Here is a 20307-nt window from a genome sequence, read left to right on the forward strand (position 1 = left end):
TCAAGCGCTCGGAATATCGCATTGATAGACTGAAACTTCGTTAGGAATCCGCCTAACGGACTTTAGGAATAATAACCAGGCAACGACTCATAAGGACATTGTATGAAGCATACCGATACCATCGCCTTACAAGGCAGCGTCGCTGACATGCGCTCGCGCATCGCCGCGGAACAAGCGGCCATGCACAAGGTCAGACTCGGCGTGGCGCGCTGGCGCAACGCCCCTGCGCCGCAGGAGACGGACACGCCGCCAGCGCCAGCAAAGCAGACGCATTGGCATGCCGAGGCGCAATGCCATTTCATGTGCTGGCTGGAACTGGGCGGTTTTGCGCACGCGGATGCGAACGCGGAAACCGACACCGCGCCCGCCATGGCGGACATGCCGCCCGAGGTCAGCACCAGTGCAGTGGCAGCCCTGCTGGCAAGCGCTCCGCCCCTGCCCGCGCACTGCAACGGCTGCGCCGTCTGAGCGCGGCCCATCCGACCAGCCATGCCCTGCCTTCGCATGCCTGCCTTGCCAGCACTCCCAGACACAACATCCGGCAACACCGGTCCATCGAGCACGCACGACGCACAAAAGGAAACGGCGGCATTGCGCCGCCGTTCCCAAGCCCCATCGGGACTTTAGTGAGGAATGTAAATTCACTCAAAACCACATCTGCGATGCGGCGAGTAGTTCCAAGACCTGCCAATCAAGTTAGTACTGACAACATAGTTGATATATCGCCCCTCCTTGAAAAGAACTACGCCTTTACTATAGCCCAAGCCGCCCCTTTTTCAAGCCAATTTACCACCTTATTGAAAATCATTCTCGACTGGCTTGCCTGCCAGCCAAGAGTCATGTCATCAGCGCAACGCCGGTTGTGACTGCTGTACGGCCGCCTTCATGGCGCCGGCACCCATGGCGGCGCCGAACTTCTTCAGCACCCGTTCCGGCAAGCCTTCATGCTGCGTATAGTCGACGATGTCCTCCGCCTTGACGACGTCGCGGGCCACGCTGTCGACCGTGCCGAAATCGTCGGCCAGCCCCATTTCCACGGCTTTCGCGCCCGTCCAGTACAGACCCGAGAACGTGTCCGGCGTTTCCTTCAGCCGCTTGCCCCGTCCCGCGCGCACCACCTCGATGAATTGCTGGTGGATTTCATTGAGCATGCTCTGCGCATACGCCTTGTGCTTGTCCGTCAGGGGGCTGAACGGGTCCATGAACCCCTTGTTCTCGCCCGCCGTCAGCAGCCGGCGCTCGACGCCCACCTTTTCCATCACGCCCGTGAAGCCGAAGCCATCCATCAGCACGCCGATGGAGCCGACCACGCTGGCCTTGTTGACGTAGATGCGGTCGGCGGCGGCCGCGATGTAATAGCCGCCCGAGGCGCACATTTCATCGACCACCACATACAGGGGCTTGTCCGGATAGCCCTTGCGCAGGCGCTGCATCTCGTCGACGATCATGCCGGCCTGCACGGGACTGCCGCCCGGGCTATTAATATGCAGCACCACGGCCACGGAGCCGGCGTCGGAAAACGCCTTGTCCAGCGCGGGAATGACGACGGCGGCCGAGCCGCTGCCTTCGGACTCGATGGCGCCGCTGATGTCGATCAGGGCCGTATGACGCCCCAGGGTCTCGCCGTCGTCGGCCGTGTTGTAGTCATAAAACACCCACAGGGCGAATAACACGATCAGCAGGCCGAAGACCTTGAAGAAGATGCTCCAGCGGCGGTGCGCGCGTTGTTCTTGCAAAGTGGCAAATACCAGCTTTTCCAGCACGTCGCGCTCCCAGTTCCCCGCAGGGGCGCCGTGGCCGGCGGCTGGCGCGCTGCTGTCCAGCTTGTCATTCGTGTTTTCGCTCATGGTTCACTTTGTTTAAATTACAATAATGCCTGCACCGGGCTTCAGGCCGGCAGCGGCTGGACATACTCGTCGGGCTGCCAGTACAGCTGGCCATCGCGCTCGGCCACGGAAATCGGCCGCAAGCGCCCGCCCTTGCAGGGGCCGCCCGCGCAATAGCCGCTCTCCGGCACATAGATGGCGCCATGCGTCGAGCACATCAGGTACAAGCCGCTGGACTCGAAAAACTCGCCCTCGGCCCAGTCCAGCTCGATCGGTACGTGGGCGCAGCGGTTCAGGTAGCCATACGCCTTGCCGCCATGGCGCACGACAAAGCCCGTGGTCGCCTCGCCGCCGGCCGAGACGGGAAAGCGCACGCCCTTGCCGCCGTCGGCCACGGCGTCGGCGGCGCAAATCAGGATTTCCACGACATCGCCCATCATGCGTGCTCGCTCAGCCATTGGTGCAGGTCGGCCACCGTGGCGGCCGAATACAGGGGATTGCAAGCCTGTAACTGCTCGACCGGATGCGCTCCGTACTCTACGGCAATACCGGCCGCGCCGGCATTGCTTGCCATCAACAAATCATGGCTGGTGTCGCCAATCATCACGGTACGGCGCATATCCTGCCCCAGTTCGCGCGTCAGTTCCTGCAGCATGGCCGGATGGGGCTTGGAAAACGTTTCATCGGCGCAGCGCGTCGCATCGAACAGGGACAGCAGCTTGACGGCATTCAGCGAACGGTTCAGGCCGACACGACTCTTGCCCGTGGCGACGGCGAGAAAGTACGCTTGCTGCGAGAGTTCGAGCAGCATCTCTTGTACGCCGGGAAACAGGGTCAGCTCATGGTCGCGCGACAGATAGTGATAACGGTAGCGTTCGGCCATGCGCGCATGGAATTTCGGCTCCACATCGGGCATCACCAGCTGCATCGCCTCCTGCAAGCCCAGGCCGATCACGTGCGAGGCCAGCAACTCGGTGGGAATGGGCAAGCCCAGGTCTTTGGCCGATGCCTGGATGCATTTGACGATGGTCGAGGTACTGTCTATCAGGGTACCGTCCCAATCGAAGACGATCAGATCAAATTGCTTTCTTGCCATGTTTCCCGACGGCATAGCCGCCGGCTCCTTGAGAATGAATGATGGCGACTGACTACCTTGTGGGTAGCGTCCCCGCACGCGTTTGATAACTATCGTGCGGCAACGGCCAATGGTTTGCCCAAGCTTACCAAGAAACGCTCGCATTCGGCAGCCAGCGGCGCGTTCAGGGTCATCGTCTTGCCCGTTTCAGGGTGCGTAAACGTGATCTGGTGCGCGTGCAGGAACATGCGCTTCAGGGCGCCGCGCGTGCTATCGGCTTTCAACAGGGCACGGTTGAGGGCAAAGTCGCCATATTTATCGTCGCCGGCGATGGGGAAACCGGACGACGACAGGTGCACGCGGATCTGATGCGTGCGTCCCGTCTTCAATTCCGCTTCCAGCAAGGCGAAGTTGTGATATTTATGCAACAGTGAAAACACTGTGTGCGATGCCAGGCCATCGGCCTGCACGGCCACCCGGCGTTCGCCTTCGGCCGTCGTATATTTATGCAGCGGCAACTTGATATGCTGACGCGCATTCTTCCAGTCGCCGGCCACCAGCACCAGATAACGCTTGTCGGTGACGCCGTCGCGCATCTGTTCGTGCAGGTTCGTCAACGCGGAACGTTTCTTTGCCAGCAACAGCAAGCCGGACGTGTCGCGGTCCAGGCGGTGCACCAGTTCCAAAAACTTGGCGTCGGGGCGCGAGGCGCGCAATTGCTCGATCACGCCGAACGACACGCCCGAGCCGCCATGCACGGCCACGCCGGCCGGCTTGTCGATGACGAGCAGTTGCGCATCTTCGAAGATGATCTTGAATTCGGCGGCCGGCGCGCCCGTGGGCGCCTTTTCGGCCACGCGCACGGGTGGAATGCGCACCACGTCGCCGGCGGCGAGACGGTACAGCTGATCGATACGGCCTTTATTTACCCGCACTTCTCCCGATCGCAAGATCCGGTAGATGTGGCTTTTAGGCACTCCCTTGCACACTCTTAATAAGTAGTTGTCGATACGCTGGCCTGCTTCTTCCTCGGCGATCGTGACGAATTGGGCTTGCGGCTGAACCGGGGGTGTTGAAGGGGGAACAACATCATTTTGACTCTTCATTTACTATGTCTTCCCAGAAATCTCTCTAAGTCCTTCATTTTGAATATATAATTGTTTTTGCTGCGGCCCTGGCTGCTGCGAGTGTAAGAATAAAAGCACATTTTACACAGGGGCGTCTCCACCGGCCTCGCCAAATTGCAAATTCGGTGGAAAAAAATGTATATGCACCATCCCCGCGCGAATCAAGGTTGCACCGTAGTTGTAATCGGATAAGGCGTGGAGATGCTGAAGTGAGTGTGGGATTATAAGGATAAGTACCCGTTAGCGCGACTTATCGAGTCGGGCTCGCGGGTTGATGAAGTTGATAACGCTTGCCGTTTTCGCCAAACCCCGTATGTGGCCAAATACTGAGGGTTGTCGATGATAGGCTGAGGCCAAGCCTCGCCATCGCGATCCCTGTAATGAGCCGGCTAACGATTTTGGCTCTGAATTTGCTGACCACTTGCATTCTCTGCCCCCGATGCAGTTCATTCTCATCCGGGCTGTTTCAGATGAGTTGCAAGTGTCCTGTGCACTCGGCATGACGATTGACCTCACCGCGCCTGTTGCGGCCGTAACGTATACCTCGTACGCGTTGTTGCTCCGCACGCTAAGGCATTTCCCCCGCCAGCACTCCCGTTCTCGCATATATCCCTGTACTTCGCCGCTTCCCCGGAAGCGGCTTTGAGATGGCCTACGGGTCGCGGAGTTATAAAAATGAAACGCATGTTGTTTAATGCCACGCAGCAAGAAGAACTGCGCGTAGCGATTGTCGACGGACAAAAACTGATCGACATCGATATCGAGACAGCCGGGCGCGAACAGCGCAAATCCAACATCTACAAGGGCGTGATCACGCGCATCGAGCCATCGCTCGAAGCGTGCTTCGTCAGCTATGGCGAAGACCGCCACGGCTTCCTGCCTTTCAAGGAAGTTGCCCGCACGTATTTCCGCGAAGGCGTCGACGTACGTAACGCCTCCGTCAAGGAAGCGCTGCGCGAAGGCCAGGAAATCATGGTGCAGGTGGAAAAGGAAGAGCGCGGCAACAAGGGCGCCGCCCTGACCTCGTTCGTCTCGCTGGCCGGCCGTTACCTGGTATTGATGCCGAACAACCCGCGTGGCGGTGGCGTATCGCGCCGCGTGGAAGGGGAAGAGCGCCAGGAATTGCGCGAAACCATGGATAAACTGGACTTGCCTGCTGGCATGTCCGTGATTGCCCGCACCGCCGGCATCGGCCGCAACGTCGATGAACTGCAGTGGGACTTGAATTACCTGATGCAACTGTGGCGCGCCATCGAAGGCGCCGGCAAGTCGGCCAACGGCGCGTTCCTGATCTACCAGGAATCGTCGCTCGTCATCCGCGCCATCCGCGACTACTTCCAGCCCGACATCGGCGAGATCCTGATCGACACCGACGAGATCTACGACCAGGCGCACCAGTTCATGAGCCACGTGATGCCCGACATGGTGCACCGCGTAAAACGCTACAGCGACGACGTGCCGCTGTTCTCGCGCTTCCAGATCGAACACCAGATCGAAACGGCCTACAGCCGCACCGTGCCGCTGCCATCGGGCGGCGCCATCGTCATCGACCACACGGAAGCGCTGGTCTCCGTCGACGTCAACTCGGCCCGCGCCACGCGCGGCTCGGACATCGAGACGACCGCCTTCAACACCAACTGCGAAGCGGCCGAAGAAGTGGCCCGCCAGCTGCGTTTGCGCGACCTGGGCGGCTTGATCGTCATCGACTTCATCGACATGGAAGTGGCAAAAAACCAGCGCGAAGTGGAACAGCGCCTGAAAGATGCGCTGCACCATGACCGTGCCCGTGTACAAATGGGCAAGATTTCCCGCTTCGGCCTGATGGAACTGTCGCGCCAGCGCCTGCGCCCTTCGCTGTCCGAAGGCTCGCACGTGACGTGCCCGCGCTGCTCCGGCACCGGCCACATCCGCGATACGGAATCGTCCGCCCTGCAGGTGCTGCGCATCATCCAGGAAGAAGCGATGAAGGAAAACTCGGCCACCATCCACGTGCAAGTGCCCGTGGACGTGGGCGCCTTCCTGCTGAACGAAAAACGCGGCGAAGTGCTGAAGATCGAGAACCGCCACCGCATCGCCGTGATCCTGATCCCGAACAAGCATCTGGAAACGCCGCACTACAAGCTCGAACGCATCAAGCACGACGATCCGCGTCTGGAAGACAGCCAGGCCAGCTACAACCTGGCCGAAAGCGCTGAAACCGACATGGCGTACAGCAAGCGTCAGAAGGAAGAAGCCAAGCCGCGCCAGGAAGCCGTCGTCAAGACGATCACGCCTGACCAGCCGGCACCGCTGGTCGAGCGCAAGCCCGTCGAAGCGAAACCGGCTCCGGTGGCCGCGCCTGCCGCACCGCAAGGCCTGATCGCCAAGATCATCAGCTTCTTCACCGGCGCCCCGGCACCGGTGGCGCCAGCGCCCGCCCCTGTCGCACCGGCCAAGCCGGCCGGCACCGACCGCGGCGACCGCAACAGCCGTGGCCCGCGTGGCCGTGGCCGCAACGGCAAGCCTGGCCGCGAAGAGCGCGAACCAGGCCAGGGCCGCCCAGCCCAGGACGATGCAGCGAAAGAAGCGGAAGCACTGGAAAAGGCGGCCCGTCCGCCACGCCCGCCGCGTCCGCCACGCGAACCGCGTGAAGCCCGCGAGAACGGCGATACGGCAGCGGCACCACGCGAACGCGGTGAACGTCCTGAACGCGCGGAACGTCCCGAGCGCGCAGAGCGTCCGGAACGTGCCGAACGTCCGCCACGCCAGCCACGCGAAGGCCGCGAACCACGCGCCGACAAGGCGGTTGTTGCTGAAGTGAAAGCTGACGAACTGGCATTGGTTGGCGCCAGCGCCAGCGCAATCAACGTGGTCGTGGCCTCAAACGGCCCTGAATCCGATGCCGCACCAACGAGCTTGCTGAAAGTGCCGGCGAATGCCGGTCCTGAAGGCGAAGAGACGGAAAACGACGTGGAAGGCGAAGAACCGCGCCGCCGCCGCCGTCGTGGTGGCCGCAACCGCAACCGCCGCGACCGCGAAACGGGCGAGCTGATCGAATCGGCAAACGGCGAGAACGAAGGCCAGGACGCGCCAGTGATCAGCTTTACGGTCGCTCCGGCGCCGGAAGCTGCAACTGATGCCGCTCCAGTCGCCGTCGTGGCTGCCGCCGCGGTCGTCGCCGTCGCTGCGCCGGTGGAAGCTGCCGTCGTGGAAGTGGTCGAAGTGGTGGAAGTAGCCAAGGTGGTGGAGATCGCCAAGGCCGAAGAAGCCGCTCCTGCCGCTGCAGCCGCGCCAGTTGCTGAAGTGATCGTGCCGCAAGCCCCTGTGGAAGCCGTCGTTGCTGCAGCGCAAGCTGAACCAGCCGCTGCCGAACCGGCGCCAGCCGCCGAGTACAGCTTTGCCGAGAAAGCGGAAGCCGCACCAGCGCCAGCGCCAGCGGAAGTCATCGTCGAAGCGGCGCCAGTCGTGGAAACGGTTGCGGTCGTGGAAACCGTCACCGTGGCTGAAGAAGCGCCAGTCGCCGAAGCGGCACCGGCCGTGGCGGAAGCCGCCCCGGTGGTTGCCGAAGTTGCTCCTGCGCCAGCACCTGTCGCTGCTCCTGCACCGGTCGTTGCTGCTGCTCCTGCACCGGTCGCTGCTCCCGCCCCGGCACCTGCCGCGCCAGCGGCGGCGCCGCTGGACTTGAGCGCGGTGCTCGGTTCGGCCGGCCTGACCCTGGCTGCCACCGATCCGGAAAAACTGCGTCTGGCGCAGGAAGCGGCCGCCAAGGCAGTCGCTCCCGTGCGCAAGCCGCGCGAACGCAAGCCATTGCCGCCGCAATCGGATGAGCCGTTGATCCAGGTCAACACGCAACGTCCATAAGCGCGCCGGGTTCGCCCAGCCGCCAATGATGAAAGGGGGAGCTCAGGCTTCCCCTTTTTTATGTCTACTCTCCTTGCCAGCCAGCCGCCATGCACGAGAACGTCAACCTGCCCCGTCCCGCCCCCGTCAGCCTGCGCAGCGCCTTCTGGTACTGGCTCAAGCTGGGCTGCGTCAGCTTTGGCGGCCCGGCCGGGCAAATCGCCATGATGCATGCGGAACTGGTGGAAAAGCGGCGCTGGATTTCCGAGCAGCGTTTCCTGCACGCCCTCAATTACTGCATGCTGCTGCCGGGGCCGGAAGCGACCCAGCTGGCCATCTACATCGGCTGGCTGATGCACCGCACGCGCGGCGCGCTGGTGGCGGGCCTGCTATTCCTGCTGCCCTCGCTGCTGCTGCTGATCGTCCTGTCCTGGCTGTACATGGCGTATGGCCATGTGGCCGCCATCGCCGGCATCCTGTACGGCATCAAGCCGGCCGTCGTCGCCATCGTGCTGGCGGCCGCCTGGCGCCTGGGACGGCGCACCTTGCGCAGCCCCGGCCTGATGGCCATCGCGGCAGCCGCATTTGTCGCCATCGCCGTGCTACGGCTGCCATTTCCCGTGATCGTGCTCGCCGCCGCCCTGCTGGGCATGGCGGGCGGGCGCTGGCTGCCGGCGCATTTTCATGCCAAAAACACCTCGCATGGCGGTGCGGCCCGCTACGGCGCCGCCCTGATCGATGACCACACGCCCACGCCGGACCACGCGCGCTTCCGCTGGCCGCGCCTGCTTGGCACGGCCGCCGTGGGTCTGGCGCTGACCTTCTTCGCCTGGCTGGGTTTGGCGCTGGCGGGCGGGGCCGACCGGCCGCTGGCGCAGATGGGCGTGTTTTTCAGCAAGGCGGCCCTGCTGACGTTCGGCGGCGCGTATGCCGTGCTGCCCTATCTGGTGCAGGGCGCCGCCGACCACTACCACTGGATCACGAGCGCGCAGATGATGGATGGCCTGGCCCTGGGCGAAACGACGCCCGGCCCCCTGATCATGATCGTCGCCTTCATCGGCTTTGTCGGCGGCTGGAGCCATGCCGTGCTGGGCAGCAACCTGTGGCTGGCGGGCGTGTGCGGCGCGCTGGTCGCCAGCTGGTTTACCTTCCTGCCCTCGTTCATCTTCATCCTGGCCGGCGCGCCCATGGTGGAAGCGTCGCGCGGCAATTTGCGCCTGAGCGCACCCCTGAGCGCCATCTCGGCGGCCGTGGTGGGCGTCATCGCCAGCCTGGCCCTGTTCTTTGGCCGCCATGTGTTCTGGCAAGAAAATCCGCTGCCCCACTGGGACTGGCTGGCCATCGTCATCGCGCTGGCGGCCGGCGTAGCGCTGATCAGGTTTCAAATGGGAACCATCAAATTGCTGCTCGCCTGTGCCATCTTCGGCCTCGTGCTATCGTATCTGCCTTGAACGACTTAACGTAAGCGGTATCACCTTTCATGGCTGACAAGATTATCTACCTCGCCGAGGCCCGCAATGGGGCACCGGCGATACCCGACCGGCTGGAAAGCCCCAGCGGCAGCGTGGCCGACAGCCTGGGCCGGCCCCTGCACGATCTGCGCATCTCGATTACCGACCGCTGCAATTTCCGTTGCGTGTACTGCATGCCCAAGGACGTGTTCGACAAGAACCACGTGTATCTGCCGCACACGGATTTGCTGTCGTTCGAGGAAATCACGCGCGTGGCGCGCCTGTTCGTCGCGCACGGCGTGGAAAAGATCCGCCTGACGGGCGGCGAGCCGCTGCTGCGCAAGAATATCGAAAAACTCATCGCCATGCTGGCCGCACTGCGCACGCCGTCGGGCCAGCCGCTGGACCTGACCCTGACGACCAACGGTTCCTTGCTGGCCAGAAAGGCGCAAGCACTCAAGGACGCGGGCCTGAACCGCGTCACCGTCTCGCTCGACTCGCTCGACGACGCCACCTTCAAGCGCATGAACGACGTCGATTTCGCCGTGGCCGACGTGCTGCACGGCATAGCTGCCGCCCACGCGGCGGGCCTGGGCCCGATCAAGATCAATATGGTCGTCAAGGCCGGCATGAACGAGCAGGAAATCGTGCCCATGGCGCGCCACTTCAAGGGCACGCCCTACATCCTGCGCTTCATCGAATACATGGACGTGGGCGCCTCGAACGGCTGGAACTTGCAGGAAGTCATCCCGTCCGCCGAGGTGGTGCGCCGTATCGGCGAACACATGCCCTTGCTGCCCATCGACCCGAACTACACGGGCGAGACGGCGGCGCGCTGGCGTTATGCCGATGGCGGCGGCGAAATCGGCCTCATTTCCAGCGTCACGCAAGCGTTCTGCGCCGACTGCAGCCGCGCCCGCCTCTCGACCGAGGGCAAGCTGTACACGTGTCTGTTCGCCAGCAGCGGCCACGACTTGCGCAGCCTGCTGCGCGGCGGCCGCAGCGACGCGGAAATTTCCTCGGCCGTGGCGCAGCTGTGGCGCGGCCGCGCCGACCGCTATTCGCAATTGCGCACCAGCCAGACGGATTTGACGGGCGGCGCGCTTGAGCACGGTAAAAAGAAAGTGGAAATGTCGTATATCGGCGGCTGATTCGGGCGCGACACACGCCCGCCGCTGCTACCATGGCGCATGCACCCATTTTCCTCCCTGACATGATCAATACACACGACATTACCGGCCTGATCCTGGCCGGCGGCTTGGGCACGCGCATGGGCCAGCGCGACAAGGGCATGCTGCCCCTGCATGGCCAGCCCCTGGCGCGCCACGTGCTGCAGCGCCTGGCGCCGCAAGTGGGCCAGCTGGCCATCAGCGTCCACGCCGATGCGGGAGATTACGCGCGCTTCGGCGTGCCCGTGTGGCCGGACGCGCTGCCGGGCCAGCTGGGTCCGCTGGCAGGTTTACACAGCGGCATGCAACATGCCGGCACGCCCTACCTGCTGACGGTGCCGTGCGACTCGCCCCTGCTGCCGCCCGACCTGGCGGCGCGCCTGGCGGCCGGCTTGACGCAGGACAATGCCGACCTGGCCATCGCCGTGACCGAAGAGCTCGATCCGGCGACGGGATCGACGGTGCGCCGCCCCCATCCCGTCTTTTGCCTGGTGAAAACATCCGCCCTGCCCCAGCTGGACGCCTACCTGGCGGCCGGCGAACGCCGCATGCGCACCTGGCACGGCCCCTTGAAGCTGGCCGAAGTGCTGTTCGAAGACAGCGCCGCGTTCGGCAACATCAATACCCCGGACGAGCTGGCCGCCCTGCAGGCGCGGGGCCTGTCCGTGCCGCTGGCGCAAGCCATCCTGGCCGATGCCGTCGCGCCCGTGGCCGACATCGAGGAACTGCCGCTGCCGCAGGCGTTAGAGCGCATGCTGGCGGCCGACATCATCTCGCCCATCAGCGTGCCCGCGCACGACAATTCCGCCATGGATGGCTATGCGCTGCACGGTGCCAACCTGGGCGGCGACACGCCCGTGACTCTGGCCGTGGTCGATACCATCCTGGCGGGCCGTCCCGGCACGGTGGCCGTGCAGCGAGGACAATGCGCGCGCATCATGACGGGCGCCGTCATGCCCGACGGCTGCGACAGCGTGGTGCCGCAGGAACTCGTGCTGCAAGCCGATGAAACCAGTATCACGCTGGCGCCGGACTGCATCCGTCCCGGCGACAACCGCCGTTTCAAGGGCGAAGACTTGATGCAGGGCCAGCCGGCCCTGCTGCAGGGCAAGCGCCTGGGCCCGGCCGAGCTGGGTCTGCTGGCCTCTCTGGGCATCGCCACGGTGCCCGTGCGCCGCCGGCTGCGCGTGGCCTTCTTTTCCACGGGCGACGAATTGCGCTCGCTCGGCGAACAACTCGACGCCGGCTGCATCTACGACAGCAACCGCTACACGCTGCTGGGCATGCTGAGCCGCCTCGGCTGCGACGTGCTCGACATGGGCATCGTCAAGGACAATCCGCAAGCGCTGGAAGCGGCCCTGCGCGGCGCCTGCGCCAAGGCCGACGTCATCATCACCTCAGGCGGCGTGTCCAGCGGCGCGGCCGATTTTACGCGCGCCATCCTCGCGCGCCTGGGCGACGTGGCCTTTTGGCAGATCAACATGCGCCCGGGCCGCCCCATGGCCTTTGGCCGGATTGCCAGCGAGGGCGACACGGCCTTGCTGCTGGGCCTGCCCGGCAACCCCGTGGCCGTGATGGCGGCGTTTTATTTCCTCGCCCGCCCCACCCTGCTGCGCCTGATGGGCGCCGACGCGGACACGGCCGCCCTGCCCCTGCTGCAGGTGGCGGCGCAGGCACCGATCCGCAAGAAGCGGGGCCGCACGGAATACCAGCGCGGCATCGTCGAGCGGGGCGCGGACGGGTGCCAGCACGTGCGCGTGACGGGCGCGCAAGGCTCGGGCATCCTGCGCTCGATGACGCAAGCCAATTGCATGATCGTGCTGCATGAGGCGCAAGACAACGTGGCGGCCGGCGACCTCGTCGATATCGTCCTATTCCATGGGTTGACCTGATGAAACATCTACTTCTGACGCTGGCCCTGCTGCAGGGCATGGCGGCGTACGCTGGCGGAGTCCACAGCAATGGCTACACGGTGCGCTTCGACGAGCGCATCGAAATGGCGCCGGGCGACTTGCATGGCGCCACCGTGGGCCGCATCAGCATCGTGCGCGACGCCGATCAAAGTCTTGCGTGGCAGGAAAACACGCCCTTGCAGCCGGGCTGCGGCGCGATTGCGGCCGTCACCGTCCTCAACGACAGCTATGTGGCCCTGTGCGGCCACTTGGGCGGGCGCCATTACACGCAAAAGATCATCTTCATGCAAGGCAACTCGCCCGCCATGGTGAGCGTGGACCAGTTCGATTCGCCCAGCGCCGTGCGCGTGGAGCGCGACGGATCGCTGTCCATCGACGTCCTGCGGCGCGACCTGTTTCCAGGCGAGCTGACGGGTCCGCATTATTTTCCCACCGTGTACCGCTTGCACCACGACGACGCCACGTTCGGTTTCGTCCCCAGCTTTGATGGCGATGCCGCCGAGCGCTACTGGCAACACTATCGCGCCAAGCGCCAGGCGGCGCCGGAGGCGGAGGTACTACCGGAACTGCTGGCATCGCTGCTGGCCGCGCAGGCTGGCAAGCAGCCCATCTGCACCGAGCTGGCCACGCTCGCCGCGGATCTGCAGCGTGGCGCCCAGCAGCACGATGCACAAGGTGCACGCACAGTGGTGCTCGCCTGGCTGCACAAGTTGCCGGCCATCGGCTATCCCCGCTTCGACGCACCTGCCTGCGCTGGCACTTTCTAGCGCGACAGGCGATCGGCGCTGAAGCGCCAGCTTACTCAACAGCCTTCCTCAAGCACCACCACGGCCCGCCCTGCGCGGGCCGTTTGCATTTCCCCTTCGCAATCAATTTCACCCTGTGCGGCAGCCGTTCGCCCATCGAGATAAAAAAATTAATCTTTTCCCATCAAAACAAATCAATAAACACAACACTAATTGTAATAATTTTATTTATTAGTTGATATTGAAGTTTCTTCGGTGATAACATTCGAACTTACACAGAAAAGTTCAATTTTGATATTGTTTTCACGAGGAAACTACCAATGAAACACGGCCCATGGATAGCGGGCACCTGCATGCTGGGTGCGGCAGTCATATTCGGCATGTTGTCCCTGGCGCCCCTGCCCGCCAGCGCGAAAGGCGTGGCCCGCGCCGACGTGCTCGACAACTGCAGTTGGAACCGTCCCGGCGTCGATCCGTTCATGGGCGATGTGGTCGCGGCAGTGGACCGCTATACGGATATCGCGCCGCAGGTGCGCGAACAATTGAAGGAGCGCATGCGCGCGCGCCAGTACGACGAGATCGTGGTGATCAGCCGCGACGCCATCCGCGGCAAGGGCAATTACAACGCGCGCATCAGCGAGATGCATTTCGGCCCGGGCCGCGTTTGCCGCAATGTCACGCGCGCAGGCTGGAGCGAACAGATGCAGGAACGGGGACTCGTGTATTGCGTGCAGGGCCAGTGCATCCTGGTGCCGACGATCTGCCGCAACGTCAGCCGCATCACGCAGGCGCCCGCATCGGCGCCGCCGGCGGCCGGTGCTGCCGCTCCCGGCGGTGCCGCACCCGTTGCCGCCGCGCCCGCCTCTCCGGAAGCGGCAGGCGTGCCCGTGATCGACAATCCCGACGCCTTGCGCGGCGGCTCGTTCACGGGCGGCGCCATGCCGCCCGAGGTGGCCAGCATTCCTTTCCTGCCCTTCGATTATGTGCGTACCGTCAGCGACATCGGCCCGCCGGCCGGCACGGGCGGCGGCGGAGGAGGTGGTGGCGGCGGCAGGCCGCCAGACCAGGGCAGCAGCATCATCGTTCCGCCCACCGTGATCCTGCCGACCCTGCCTCCCACCGGCCCGACAGTCCTGCCGGCCGTGCCGGAACCGCAAACCTGGGGCATGCTGCTGGCCGGTCTGGGGCTGATCGTCTACAGCGTGCGCCGCCGCATAGCGCGGGCGGCCTGAGGCGGCGCGCTACTCGCCGTCGCCGGCACCGCCGTCCGCCTTGCCCAGCAGCAAGGCCGCCGCCTCGCCGGGCAAGGCTTCCACGGATTTCAGCTTGCGCGCCATCTGCCGGCTGCGCACTTCCGCGCTTTCGATATTCTTCGCCGCCTTTTCCAGGGTCAGCCGGGTTTGCGACAGCACGTCGCCGAACTTGCCGAATTCCGTCTTGACGGCGCCCAGCACCTGCCACACTTCGGACGAGCGCTTTTCCAGTGCCAGGGTGCGGAAACCCATCTGCAGGCTGTTGAGCAAGGCCGTCAGGGTGGACGGTCCGGCGATGCTGACCCGGTGCACGCGCTGCAATTCGTCGGCCAGGCCCGGGCGGCGCAGCACTTCCGCATACAGGCCTTCCGTGGGCAGGAAGAGGATGGCAAAGTCGGTGGTCTGCGGCGGCGCCAGGTATTTCTCGGCGATGGTTTTCGCCTCGCCCCGCACGGCCCGTTCCAGCTCGCGGCCGGCCAGGGCCACGCCGTCGGCATCGGCCCGCTCGGCCGCCTCGACCAGGCGTTCGTATTGTTCCTTGGGGAATTTCGCGTCGATGGGCATCCACACGGGCGCGCCGCCATCGACCATGCCCGGCAACTTCAAGGCGAACTCCACGCGCGCGCCGGTCCCAGGCACCGTTTCCACGTTCTTCGCATACTGGTCGACAGTGAGTACCTGCTCCAGCAGCATTTCCAGCTGCACCTCGCCCCAGGTGCCCCGCGTCTTGACGTTGGTGAGCACCCGCTTCAGGTCGCCCACACCGAGCGCCAGCTGCTGCATCTCGCCGAGTCCCTGGTGGACCTTTTCCAGCCGCTCCGACACTTGCTGGAACGAGGCGGAAAGCCGCGTTTCCAGGGTGGCGTGCAGTTTCTCGTCGACCGTCTTGCGCATTTCTTCCAGCCGCGCGCCATTGTCGGCCTGCAAGTCGCGGATCTTGTTTTCCAGGGTGGCGCGCACTTCCAGCATGCGCTGCGCATTCGATTCCGTCAGCTGGGCCAGGGTCTGGTTGGTGCTCTCGGCAAAGCGCGCCAGGCTTTGCGCCTGCTCCTCGCGCCCGACCTTGCCCTGCGCCTGCATCTGCGTGCGCAGGCTGTCGAGCTGTTGCAGGGTCGCCGCCTGAAATTGCGCCAGGCCGGCCGCCAGGTCTTGCCGCGTCGCTTGCGCCGATGCCTGCAATTGCAGCCGCACTTCGCGCTCGACCCGGTCGATGCGTTCCAGGCTTTGCTGCTGGTGCTGCTGCACCAGCGCCAGGGTGGTGGCGCCATCGCCGGCCGCGCCACGGGGGCGCAGCAGCAGCAAGAGCAACAAGGCGATGGCGGCGATGGCGGCGCCCAGCAGGCTGTAGAACTCGATAGGACTCATGGGTGTCAGTCAGGTTTGTTGCGCATCCAGTCGGCCGTCTGATAGAACGATTCCATCAGGCGCACGCGCAAGGATTCTTCGATGCCCGTGTCTTCCATGGCCCAGGCCATGGCGCGCAACCACTGGTCGCGCTCGCTGGTGCCGATGGCATACGGCAAGTGACGGGCACGCAGGCGCGGGTGGCCGAATTTCTCGATATACAAATCCGGCCCGCCCATCCAGCCCGTCAGGAAGAAATACAGCTTGTCGCGCGAACCGTCCGTCGAGGGCGGATGCATGACGCGGATGCCGGCGAACTCGGCTTCGAGTTCCATCAGGTCATAAAAACGGTCGACCATTTCGCGCAGCACGGGGGCGCCGCCGATGGTCTCGTACAGGGTGGGGGCAGTGGTATCAGTCATGGCCGCCATGATAGCGCAAGCATCGGCGCGCCATGCGGCACCAGTGCTCCCTGCCGCAATAAACGGCAATATACTTGACTACTCAAGCTTTTATCAACTACTATGCAATTTTTAAACATGGACAAGACGAACATGCCAACCGCCACAGACACTGATTTGCTGCGCAATACCAACTTCCGCTGGCTGCTGGGCGGCGGCCTCGTTTCCATGCTGGGCGACCAGTTCAGCCTGCTGGCCCTGCCCTGGCTCGTACTGAGCCTGACGGGCGATAGCCTCAGCTTGGGCATCGCCGTGGCCCTGATGGGCGCCCCGCGCGCCGTGCTCATCTTGCTGGGCGGCACCATCGCCGACCGCTACTCGCCCCGGCGCGTACTGCTGATCAGCAAATATGCGAACGCCGCCATCCTGCTGGTACTGGCGGGACTGCTGTGGCTGGACCAGGCCAGCCTGGCGCTCGCGTATGCGGCCGCGCTGGCACTGGGCATCGCATCCGCCTTCGGCATCCCGGCCGGCACGGCCATCCTGCCGCAAGCCGTGCCGGCAGCATCGTTGCAGAAAGCCAATGGCTTGCAGATGGGTGTGCGCCAACTGTCCCTGCTGGCCGGTCCCCTGCTGGCAGCGCTCGTGCTGGGCGCCCACGATGGCGGGCAGCACACCTCCATGGCGGCACTGGCCGCCGCGTTTGCCATCGATGCGCTGACGTTTGTGTTTTCCGCCTGGACCTTGCGCCAAGTCAGGCTGCGGCCCCTGGCTGCGGCTGCCGCGCCGCAAGGCATGTGGCGCGATATGGCGGCGGGCCTGGCCATGGTGTGGCGCGACTTGCCTCTGCGCAGCTGTTATGCCTACTGGGCGGTTGTAGCCTTCTTCGTCATGGGGCCGCTGCAAGTGGCCTTGCCCGTGCTGGCCAGCGAGCGCCTGCACGGCGCCACAGCGCTGGGCTTGCTGCTGGGCACGCACGGCGCCGGCACCTTGGCCGGCATGCTGTCCTCCAGCCTGGGCGGCGTCTGGCTGCGCCGCCATTTCGGCGCCACCTTGCTGCTCGTCGACGCTGTCGTGGGCTGCCTGCTGATGGCGCTGGGACAGATCAGCACGGCCTGGCAGGGCGCGGCCTTGCTGGCCGTCACGGGTCTGCTGTCCGGCTATGTGCAGGTGGCCATCTTTACGTGGATACAGCGGCGCGTGGCGCCCGCCATGCTGGGCCGGGCGATGGCGCTGTTCATGGGCATCTTCCTGGGACTGGCGCCCCTGTCGGCGGCGGCCACGGGCGCGCTGCTGCGCCACCTGAGCGTGGGCGAGCTGTTCTGCGGCGGCGGCGCCCTGCTGCTGGCCGCCGCCATCGCCGCCGCCCTGTTCACGGATATTGCCCACATCGCAACCACCGATTACGTCACCCAAGCTTAAGGAAATCACAACATGGATAAAACACAGCAAGCAGCCTTGAAAGCAGCTTACCGGCAACAAGCGCCCGCGCTGGGCATCCTCGCGCTGCGCCACCTGCCCAGCGGATGCACCCTGCTCGAACGCAGCCGCAACGCGCCCGGCACGCTGAACCGCCACCGCTTCGAACTCACGCTGGGCACGCACCGCAACGCCCGCCTGCAGGCGGACTGGCGGCGCGACGGTGCGGCGGCTTTCCGCTTCGACATCATTGACACCGTCGATCAATCCGACGATCCCGCCTTCGATGCGGACGCCGAGCTGGCCGCCCTGCTGGCCCTGCACCGGGCGCAACTGCTGGAACAAGGGCAATCCCTGTATTGAGCGGCCATGCTTTACACTTGCGCACTCAAGCACTGCGCAGCCAACACAAGGAAACCCATGACCGATCACCCTTCCCCGCCGCCGGACGGCGCCAGCGCGCTGGACTTCTGCCTGCGCCTGGCGCGCGCCCAGGCGCTCATCGTGCGCCGCTTCGACAGCATCCTGGGCAATCTGCATGACATGGATAAAACACAGCAAGCAGCCTTGAAAGCAGCTTACCGGCAACAAGCGCCCGCGCTGGGCATCCTCGCGCTGCGCCACCTGCCCAGCGGATGCACCCTGCTCGAACGCAGCCGCAACGCGCCCGGCACGCTGAACCGCCACCGCTTCGAACTCACGCTGGGCACGCACCGCAACGCCCGCCTGCAGGCGGACTGGCGGCGCGACGGTGCGGCGGCTTTCCGCTTCGACATCATTGACACCGTCGATCAATCCGACGATCCCGCCTTCGATGCGGACGCCGAGCTGGCCGCCCTGCTGGCCCTGCACCGGGCGCAACTGCTGGAACAAGGGCAATCCCTGTATTGAGCGGCCATGCTTTACACTTGCGCACTCAAGCACTGCGCAGCCAACACAAGGAAACCCATGACCGATCACCCTTCCCCGCCGCCGGACGGCGCCAGCGCGCTGGACTTCTGCCTGCGCCTGGCGCGCGCCCAGGCGCTCATCGTGCGCCGCTTCGACAGCATCCTGGGCAATCTGCATGGCCTGAGTTTCAGCGATTACCAATTGCTGTACCACTTGCAGCGGGCGCCCGGCGGGCGCCTGCGCCGCATCGACCTGGCCGAGCGCCTGGCGCTGACGGCGTCCGGCATCACGCGCTCGCTGATGCCGCTGGAAAAGATCGGCCTGGTGGCGCGCCAGGCCGACCAACGCGATGCGCGCGTCGGCTATGCCGCCATCACCGAGGCGGGACTGGCATTGCTGGCGCACGCGCATACGACGGCGCAGGCGCTGGGCCAGGAATTGCTGGGCACCGCCAGCGCGGACCAGCTGGCGCCCCTGTCCATGCTGCTGGGCACGATCGCCGGCAAGCAGCCCGCCAACGGCTGACGCGCGCTACACCAGCGCCAGCTTGCGCAGGCGCCGCGTCGATGGCCAGCGCGCCATGCCCGTCTCGTCACGGATGGCGGCGCAGGCGGCCAGCACCCTTGCGCACTCGTCCTCGCGCAGGCCCGCGTTCAGGGTCAGGCGCACCAGCGAACGGTTCTTCGGCGTGGCCGGCGCACAGAAGACGGCGCCGTAGATGCCGTGCCGTTCCAGCGCCTTGCGCAGGAGCAAGGTATCGGGTTCGCTGCCCGCTTCCAGCGCAATGATCTGCTCGGTGCCATCGCTGACGTTGTAGCCGAGATCCATCAAGCCCTGGCGCAGCTGCACGCTGTGGCGGCGCAGGGCGGCACGACGGGCGTCGGCGGCGCGGATGAAATCGAGCGCCACATCGAACCAGGCCAGCTCATGTTCCAGCAGGCAGGAACTGAAGATGGCGGGCCGTGAGGCGGACAAAAAATATCCCTTGAAACGGGCCGAACAGGTAATCAGCCCCGCCCGGCCCGCGAACGCCTTGGCCAGCGACGCCGTGCGGAAATGCACGCGCCCGGCCAGGCCCAGCTCCACCACCAGGCCCGCGCCCTGCGGCCCGTGCGTGCCCAGCGAGTGCGATTCGTCGACGATCAGCATGCTGCCGCTGCGCTCGGCGATTTCCACCATGTCCAGCAAGGGCGCCACGCTGCCGTTGGTGCTGTACAGCGCATCGACGACGATGATGCCGGGGCCGTGCTTGTCGAGCTGGCGCCGCAGGTGGGCGCCATCGTTGTGCAGGAAGGCGACGGGCACGGCTTGCGCCGATTGCACGCCCTCCCACAGCGAAGCGTGCGCCTGCATGTCCAGGTACACGGGAATGCCGGGCCCGGCCAGGCTTTGCAGCAAGCCCACATTGGCGGCCCAGCCCGACTGCGCCAGCACGCACGCTTCGCTGCCGAGAAAATCCGCCAGCTTGCGTTCGAGCCGGTGCTGGCGGCTGCCTTCCTGCAGGAACACGGACGACATCAGCATGGCGCCGCCGTCCTGCAAGACGCGCGCCTGGGCCGCCAGCAGGGCCGCCTCGCCGGCGATGTTCAGATAGTCATTGCCAGCGAGCATCACGGCACCTGCCGGCATAGCTTGCCATTCGTGCAGGTGTTCGCCGCCAAGCAGCTTCTCGACGCGCTCGACGTAATGCTCATCCATGCGCGCGCGCACGAAGGCAGGCATCAGCTGCTCGGCGTGGATGGCGCGGGACGACAGGGGGGAAATGGCGTGTGACATAGGGACTCCTGATTGGTTGCGGTGGGAACTACCGCGTCCAACATGCGCGAGCCATCCGGCAAGAGATTGATACAGCTCAACAGTTATGCCGATATTC

The 20307-nt window shown here is 64.8% G+C and carries 18 protein-coding genes; 11 read left to right on the forward strand and 7 right to left on the reverse strand.

All coding sequences use genetic code 11. From position 1 onward, the window contains the following. Positions 1 to 102: 102 nt before the first annotated feature. Entirely contained in the window at positions 103 to 468 is a 366-nt protein-coding gene (locus AC07VH_RS23375; RefSeq protein WP_475414566.1) for a hypothetical protein, read from the forward strand. 377 nt (positions 469 to 845) lie between these two features. Here AC07VH_RS23375 and AC07VH_RS23380 read toward each other — a convergent pair whose 3' ends face one another. The 4 genes from AC07VH_RS23380 to AC07VH_RS23395 all read right to left on the reverse strand — a co-directional run bounded on the left by AC07VH_RS23380 (position 846) and on the right by AC07VH_RS23395 (position 4007). Further along, a complete protein-coding gene (locus AC07VH_RS23380) occupies positions 846 to 1847 on the reverse strand; it encodes a S49 family peptidase (RefSeq protein ID WP_489630043.1) in 1002 nt (333 codons plus the stop codon). A 41-nt stretch (positions 1848 to 1888) separates the two neighbouring features. Further along, positions 1889 to 2266, reverse strand: a complete 378-nt coding sequence (locus AC07VH_RS23385) for a Rieske (2Fe-2S) protein (RefSeq protein ID WP_475414568.1) — start codon at positions 2264 to 2266, stop codon at positions 1889 to 1891. Then, complete coding sequence (locus AC07VH_RS23390) at positions 2263 to 2922, reverse strand: HAD-IA family hydrolase (protein WP_475414569.1); 660 nt, start codon at positions 2920 to 2922, stop codon at positions 2263 to 2265. Before AC07VH_RS23390 ends, AC07VH_RS23385 begins: the two co-directional genes overlap by 4 nt. An 89-nt stretch (positions 2923 to 3011) precedes the next feature. Beyond that, complete coding sequence (locus AC07VH_RS23395) at positions 3012 to 4007, reverse strand: RluA family pseudouridine synthase (protein WP_034785281.1); 996 nt, start codon at positions 4005 to 4007, stop codon at positions 3012 to 3014. 696 nt (positions 4008 to 4703) lie between these two features. Here AC07VH_RS23395 and AC07VH_RS23400 point away from each other — a divergent pair. From AC07VH_RS23400 to AC07VH_RS23425, 6 genes are all read left to right on the forward strand, one after another. Further along, on the forward strand, positions 4704 to 7868 hold the full coding sequence (locus tag AC07VH_RS23400; RefSeq protein WP_494787717.1) for an Rne/Rng family ribonuclease: 3165 nt from the start codon (positions 4704 to 4706) through the stop codon (positions 7866 to 7868). Between the two features lie 89 nt (positions 7869 to 7957). After that, entirely contained in the window at positions 7958 to 9298 is a 1341-nt protein-coding gene (chrA, locus tag AC07VH_RS23405) for a chromate efflux transporter (RefSeq protein ID WP_494787718.1), read from the forward strand. Positions 9299 to 9327: 29 nt separating this feature from the next. Then, entirely contained in the window at positions 9328 to 10449 is a 1122-nt protein-coding gene (gene moaA, locus AC07VH_RS23410) for a GTP 3',8-cyclase MoaA (protein WP_494787719.1), read from the forward strand. Positions 10450 to 10511: 62 nt separating this feature from the next. Beyond that, positions 10512 to 12359 carry a molybdopterin molybdotransferase MoeA gene (gene moeA / locus AC07VH_RS23415; protein ID WP_494787720.1) on the forward strand — a complete coding sequence of 616 codons (1848 nt, stop codon included), beginning with the start codon at positions 10512 to 10514 and terminating at the stop codon, positions 12357 to 12359. After that, on the forward strand, positions 12359 to 13147 hold the full coding sequence (locus AC07VH_RS23420) for a hypothetical protein (RefSeq protein WP_494787721.1): 789 nt from the start codon (positions 12359 to 12361) through the stop codon (positions 13145 to 13147). The genes moeA and AC07VH_RS23420 overlap by 1 nt, the downstream gene beginning before the upstream one ends. A gap of 299 nt (positions 13148 to 13446) precedes the next feature. Continuing rightward, positions 13447 to 14358: an MHFG family PEP-CTERM protein gene (locus AC07VH_RS23425; RefSeq protein WP_494787722.1), complete on the forward strand. Its 912-nt coding sequence runs from the start codon at positions 13447 to 13449 to the stop codon at positions 14356 to 14358. 9 nt (positions 14359 to 14367) lie between these two features. On the opposite strand, the gene AC07VH_RS23430 is transcribed toward AC07VH_RS23425, so the two are convergent. Together AC07VH_RS23430 and AC07VH_RS23435 are read right to left on the reverse strand one after the other, a co-directional pair. After that, a complete protein-coding gene (locus tag AC07VH_RS23430; RefSeq protein WP_494787723.1) occupies positions 14368 to 15744 on the reverse strand; it encodes a DNA recombination protein RmuC in 1377 nt (458 codons plus the stop codon). 5 nt (positions 15745 to 15749) lie between these two features. After that, on the reverse strand, positions 15750 to 16145 hold the full coding sequence (locus AC07VH_RS23435; protein WP_034785429.1) for a group II truncated hemoglobin: 396 nt from the start codon (positions 16143 to 16145) through the stop codon (positions 15750 to 15752). Positions 16146 to 16277: 132 nt separating this feature from the next. Here AC07VH_RS23435 and AC07VH_RS23440 point away from each other — a divergent pair, with 132 nt between their 5' ends. From AC07VH_RS23440 to AC07VH_RS23455, 4 genes are read left to right on the forward strand one after another with little or no spacing between them, the layout of a single operon-like run. After that, the gene (locus AC07VH_RS23440; RefSeq protein ID WP_494787724.1) at positions 16278 to 17546 is read left to right on the forward strand and encodes an MFS transporter; all 1269 of its coding nucleotides are present in this window, start codon (positions 16278 to 16280) and stop codon (positions 17544 to 17546) included. Between the two features lie 12 nt (positions 17547 to 17558). Further along, positions 17559 to 17906, forward strand: coding sequence for a GIY-YIG nuclease family protein (locus tag AC07VH_RS23445; protein WP_475414578.1), 348 nt, complete (start codon positions 17559 to 17561; stop codon positions 17904 to 17906). Between the two features lie 57 nt (positions 17907 to 17963). Then, complete coding sequence (locus AC07VH_RS23450) at positions 17964 to 18434, forward strand: GIY-YIG nuclease family protein (protein ID WP_494787725.1); 471 nt, start codon at positions 17964 to 17966, stop codon at positions 18432 to 18434. Positions 18435 to 18491: 57 nt separating this feature from the next. Continuing rightward, complete coding sequence (locus AC07VH_RS23455) at positions 18492 to 18959, forward strand: MarR family winged helix-turn-helix transcriptional regulator (protein WP_475414579.1); 468 nt, start codon at positions 18492 to 18494, stop codon at positions 18957 to 18959. 6 nt (positions 18960 to 18965) lie between these two features. Here AC07VH_RS23455 and cqsA read toward each other — a convergent pair whose 3' ends face one another. After that, complete coding sequence (cqsA, locus tag AC07VH_RS23460; RefSeq protein ID WP_494787726.1) at positions 18966 to 20210, reverse strand: alpha-hydroxyketone-type quorum-sensing autoinducer synthase; 1245 nt, start codon at positions 20208 to 20210, stop codon at positions 18966 to 18968. Positions 20211 to 20307 lie beyond the last annotated feature (97 nt).

The sequence above is a fragment of the Janthinobacterium sp. GW821-FHT03C10 genome (assembly GCF_059420865.1).

Coding starts and splice junctions, on each gene's coding strand:
- moeA (WP_494787720.1), top strand. CDS start 10,512: ATGATCAATACACACGACATTACCGGCCTGATCCTGGCCGGCGGCTTG.
- chrA (WP_494787718.1), top strand. CDS start 7,958: ATGCACGAGAACGTCAACCTGCCCCGTCCCGCCCCCGTCAGCCTGCGC.
- AC07VH_RS23390 (WP_475414569.1), bottom strand. CDS start 2,922: ATGGCAAGAAAGCAATTTGATCTGATCGTCTTCGATTGGGACGGTACC.
- AC07VH_RS23385 (WP_475414568.1), bottom strand. CDS start 2,266: ATGATGGGCGATGTCGTGGAAATCCTGATTTGCGCCGCCGACGCCGTG.
- AC07VH_RS23375 (WP_475414566.1), top strand. CDS start 103: ATGAAGCATACCGATACCATCGCCTTACAAGGCAGCGTCGCTGACATG.
- AC07VH_RS23420 (WP_494787721.1), top strand. CDS start 12,359: ATGAAACATCTACTTCTGACGCTGGCCCTGCTGCAGGGCATGGCGGCG.
- moaA (WP_494787719.1), top strand. CDS start 9,328: ATGGCTGACAAGATTATCTACCTCGCCGAGGCCCGCAATGGGGCACCG.
- AC07VH_RS23450 (WP_494787725.1), top strand. CDS start 17,964: ATGACCGATCACCCTTCCCCGCCGCCGGACGGCGCCAGCGCGCTGGAC.
- AC07VH_RS23430 (WP_494787723.1), bottom strand. CDS start 15,744: ATGAGTCCTATCGAGTTCTACAGCCTGCTGGGCGCCGCCATCGCCGCC.
- AC07VH_RS23455 (WP_475414579.1), top strand. CDS start 18,492: ATGACCGATCACCCTTCCCCGCCGCCGGACGGCGCCAGCGCGCTGGAC.
- AC07VH_RS23445 (WP_475414578.1), top strand. CDS start 17,559: ATGGATAAAACACAGCAAGCAGCCTTGAAAGCAGCTTACCGGCAACAA.
- AC07VH_RS23435 (WP_034785429.1), bottom strand. CDS start 16,145: ATGACTGATACCACTGCCCCCACCCTGTACGAGACCATCGGCGGCGCC.
- AC07VH_RS23400 (WP_494787717.1), top strand. CDS start 4,704: ATGAAACGCATGTTGTTTAATGCCACGCAGCAAGAAGAACTGCGCGTA.
- cqsA (WP_494787726.1), bottom strand. CDS start 20,210: ATGTCACACGCCATTTCCCCCCTGTCGTCCCGCGCCATCCACGCCGAG.
- AC07VH_RS23425 (WP_494787722.1), top strand. CDS start 13,447: ATGAAACACGGCCCATGGATAGCGGGCACCTGCATGCTGGGTGCGGCA.
- AC07VH_RS23395 (WP_034785281.1), bottom strand. CDS start 4,007: ATGAAGAGTCAAAATGATGTTGTTCCCCCTTCAACACCCCCGGTTCAG.
- AC07VH_RS23380 (WP_489630043.1), bottom strand. CDS start 1,847: ATGAGCGAAAACACGAATGACAAGCTGGACAGCAGCGCGCCAGCCGCC.
- AC07VH_RS23440 (WP_494787724.1), top strand. CDS start 16,278: ATGCCAACCGCCACAGACACTGATTTGCTGCGCAATACCAACTTCCGC.